Genomic DNA, 3931 nt, shown 5'->3' on the forward strand with positions numbered 1-3931 from the left:
CATGTCCTTCCTCAAAGTGCATAGACTCTTTAGCGCCCCAAAATTTGACAAAGAGCCTAAAAAAGCCATCTATACCTATCTTGAATGCCCCTTAGCCGAATGGGTGCGGGCTGAGAGATAGGTATAGATGGCTTTGCTTATAAGATATTAGGCTTTTAATTCGCAAGCCGCTCGAAAACTGTAATTTGTGAGCCGAGACCAACGAATCCCTTAGCCGAATGGGTGTGGGCTGAGAGATAGATGTATGGGGCTTTCTATTAAGCGATTGCAATGTAATTAGAACAGTGATAGCAAACTGCGATTATAAGCCGAGATCAGCTAGCAACTGCCCTACGTGTTCCTTGGCCTTTACCCCACGGTAGATATGAGTTAAAACTCCTTTTTCGTCGATGACGAAGGTGGATCGTTCGATGCCGATGGATACTTTACCGTAGAGTTTCTTTTCTTTCATGACGCCATAGGCGTTACAAAGGGCTTCGTCGGTATCGGCTAACAGGTTGAACTGTAAGTCATATTTTTCTTTAAAGTTCACGTGACGTTTTACGGTGTCGCGACTAACGCCGAGTACAACATAACCGGCGTCTTGCAACTTTTTATAAGCTTCATTGAATTGTTGTGCTTCAATGGAGCAGCCCGGAGTATTATCCTTCGGATAGAAATATAAAATCACTTTTTGACCTGCTAAATCTTTCAAACTAACCAATTCATTCGCATCATTCACAACGGAAAATTCAGGTGCTTTGTCGCCTACTTTTAAGTCTGCCATAAGATTCACTCCCAACATAGAATTAATTAAATTACTGATTACAGAAAACTGAATCAGTTTTTTTAATTATACTATGCTTTAGGTTCTTCTTCTATAATATCATAAAGTTTTTTAAAAATTTCAGGGTCACAAGGATACTCTTCACCATTAACACCACGAATTACCCAATCCCCCGGATTTGTGCGTACTACGCCGTTTAACGTTAATAAATAACGTTCCCCGTCTTCTCGTATAGCAGTTAATTCATTCGGTTTATGACGGATAGCTATAGCTTGTTGCTCATAGCTTTTCTTATCATAATAAAGAGCATGTGTTTCTGATGCACAAAATTCAACCAATACTTCCGAAATAACAATTGGATTGTCCTTATTTTTACACACATTCACAATATACTCTGCAAAATGAGGATCAAAATTTAGCTCCAAAGGAACTTCCGTTTCGTCAGAAACATCTTTATAAATTCTTATTTGTAACAGCTCCGAATCAATAACGAGCCATCGATAATCCAATTTATATGCCCCGGCTAATACACTGGCTAAATTTTCTTTCTCAGTCATGCCCTTACCTCCTTACCTATAAAAGAATGTCTGGTATTCGCTTTAACACTCATCAACATTCTATTAGGCTTGCGATTGCCAATCTGCCGGATAGGTAACATAAACAAATCTTGCTTTACCTTTTACAGAAAACTGAATTGAACTTCCCTTTGGAATCAAAAGGATTTCACCCGGCCTGGCTGTAATCGTCTCGCCATTAATAATAATACTTAACTCACCATCAATTACATAATCAATTTCATCATAATTCAAAGTCCAGTCGAATGTAGTGTCTTCCATAAACATCAAGCCACAGCCTAAACGTGGACTTTCATCTAATGAAAACAAATCTTTAGTATATACTTTATCATTAGGGTTCCCGGTATCCAATCGATCTTCTTCAGTTACATCAATCATTGGTAGCTTTACTACACCGACACCACTATTTGATATAGACTTAGTGACCATTAATTTTTCGCTCACAACTTGGCGCACTAATGTTTCTATCATTTCACGAGTGATATTTGACATTTTCAGCACCTCATTTCTTAGCTTTTGCCATAATGCGTTTAGACATAAACATAGCGACTAAAATTGCAGTTACACCTGCTACCAATTTGCCTACAATCATAGGGAAGATCATCTCTTTAGCCACACCGGCAGTAAAACCTAAATGATCTCCAAGGACAAAGGATGCCGAAACAGCGAATGCAACGTTCAAGATTTTTCCGCGTGTATCCATATCTTTGAGCATTTGGAACATAGGGATATTGTTTGCTAATGTTGCTACCATACCGGCTGCAGCTACTTCATTCATACCTAAAGCCGAACCCATTTTCATAAGCGGTTTGTTAAATACTTTAGTGATAAAAGCCACCAAACAAAATGCACCGGCTAAAGTCAACGCAATACCACCTACGATTTCAATCCCCTCAGTTACAGGTGCAATACCTTCAATTACAGTAATACCAACCAATAATTGTAATGCTCCTAAAATTAGACCAAGTACAGCAACAATTACAACCCCTTGTCCAAAAACGGTAAAGCATTTAATCATCATTTCCGGTGCTAACCAAAGGCCTAAAATAACAAGCACTGCAAAAATTACGATAGGAACTAAGTTAGCTAAAATCATACCTAAGCTCATACCGGCAGCCAAACCGCCTGCTAAACAACCTAAAGGAATCGTAACGATGCCACATAATACTCCTGTTGCCAAATACTGATGATCTTCTTTTTCAATAATTCCCAAAGCAACCGGAATTGTAAATACAATAGTAGGCCCCATCATAGCACCCAAGATAGCACCGGCAAATAAACTGGCTTCCGGATTTAATGCCATTTGTTGAGCTAACGCAAAGCCCCCCATGTCATTGGCCAATAAAGTGGTCGCAAACATTGATGGGTCAGCTCCCAACATTGTATAAACAGGAACAACTATCGGACTTAACACTTTAGCTAATATAGGTGCGATGGTAATAATCCCCACCATTGACATTGCTAAAGCACCCATTGCCATTATTCCTTCTTCAAATTTTTCACCTAAACCAAGTTTATTGCCAATACACTTATCTATGCCCCCTATAATCATAAAGAGGACCATGATATACATAATAATTTCATTAATACTCATAGTTGCATCTCCTAACCAGCGGTATCAATCGAGTCAATAACCCCAACAATCATTGCATCGATAGGCGTATTAAGATTTTCTGCAGAAATTCTGGCCGCAGCACCTAATGTAACCAATACGGTATCACCGATACCGGATCCGGCATTATCTGCCGCCACAAATGATTCTTTCTCGGTTACCCCATCGGCTTCTAACTCTCTAACAATCATAAATTTCCAACCATTAAGCTTTTCATCTTTTCTGGTAGACCATAAACTACCAATCACTTTAGCAATCAGCACAGTATCACTCCTTATAAATTCAAATTATGCTCTCGAATATAATCCTGCGCTAATGGCGTAAGTCGTGCATTTGTCGGCATTTTTTCTCCGGAATTTACCATTTCAACTACTTTAGCAACCGTAATAAATACCGGTTTTAATGTTGAGTTGCTATTTTCCCGTTTTACTTCATTACTTTTTTTGCCCGTATACACAGATTGGACATTATCACCAAAAGAAACGCCAAACTGTTTACACTTACTTAATATACTCTGCCATTGTTGCTTTAATGCATATGGAATAGATCCATTATTCATCTTAGTGATTTCAGGAATCCGATGTATAATCACCGGCCTTCGCAGTAATAATGATTCCACAATTTTTTTCGTGGTATCATTTTGCGGCATAAGATGTGCCACTTCACTTAACTCAGGCAATGACAAAAACTCAACATTTAATGCTTGCTTATGGTCGGTAATATTAATGTTTTCAGCTTGTATACCGGATACTTTTTCTTCATGTCTTATAATATGTTTCATAGCATCCTTAGTATCACTACTCAATGCATTAATTCCAATTTTGGGTTTAACATTTTTATCAGAAATTTCTTTCCAAATTCGATTAGTAATAGTTTGAACAATAGTCTCTAATTCACTTAATGTCATAACTATCACCTCTATTCTATAATTTCCCCAAGATCACCATTTTTCAAGTCACAGGCATTAGCTTCATCAAA

General features: G+C 38.1%; 6 protein-coding genes. All 6 read right to left on the reverse strand.

What is annotated here, in order from left to right; translation table 11 throughout:
• Positions 1 to 301: 301 nt before the first annotated feature.
• A complete protein-coding gene (gene bcp / locus E7204_RS07255) occupies positions 302 to 766 on the reverse strand; it encodes a thioredoxin-dependent thiol peroxidase (protein ID WP_295183130.1) in 465 nt (154 codons plus the stop codon).
• Positions 767 to 837: 71 nt separating this feature from the next.
• Positions 838 to 1323 (reverse strand): hypothetical protein, encoded by a 486-nt coding sequence (locus E7204_RS07260; RefSeq protein ID WP_295183132.1) that lies wholly within the window; start codon positions 1321 to 1323, stop codon positions 838 to 840.
• A 63-nt stretch (positions 1324 to 1386) separates the two neighbouring features.
• Positions 1387 to 1833, reverse strand: coding sequence for a cupin domain-containing protein (locus E7204_RS07265; protein WP_295183134.1), 447 nt, complete (start codon positions 1831 to 1833; stop codon positions 1387 to 1389).
• A 10-nt stretch (positions 1834 to 1843) separates the two neighbouring features.
• Positions 1844 to 2935: an ethanolamine utilization protein EutH gene (gene eutH, locus E7204_RS07270; protein ID WP_295183136.1), complete on the reverse strand. Its 1092-nt coding sequence runs from the start codon at positions 2933 to 2935 to the stop codon at positions 1844 to 1846.
• An 11-nt stretch (positions 2936 to 2946) separates the two neighbouring features.
• A complete protein-coding gene (locus E7204_RS07275; RefSeq protein ID WP_247240012.1) occupies positions 2947 to 3216 on the reverse strand; it encodes a EutN/CcmL family microcompartment protein in 270 nt (89 codons plus the stop codon).
• Positions 3217 to 3227: 11 nt separating this feature from the next.
• Positions 3228 to 3860, reverse strand: a complete 633-nt coding sequence (locus E7204_RS07280) for a hypothetical protein (protein WP_295183137.1) — start codon at positions 3858 to 3860, stop codon at positions 3228 to 3230.
• Positions 3861 to 3931: the final 71 nt, after the last annotated feature.

The organism is Veillonella sp., from assembly GCF_015058545.1.
Taxonomy (GTDB): Bacteria; Bacillota; Negativicutes; order Veillonellales; family Veillonellaceae; genus Veillonella_A.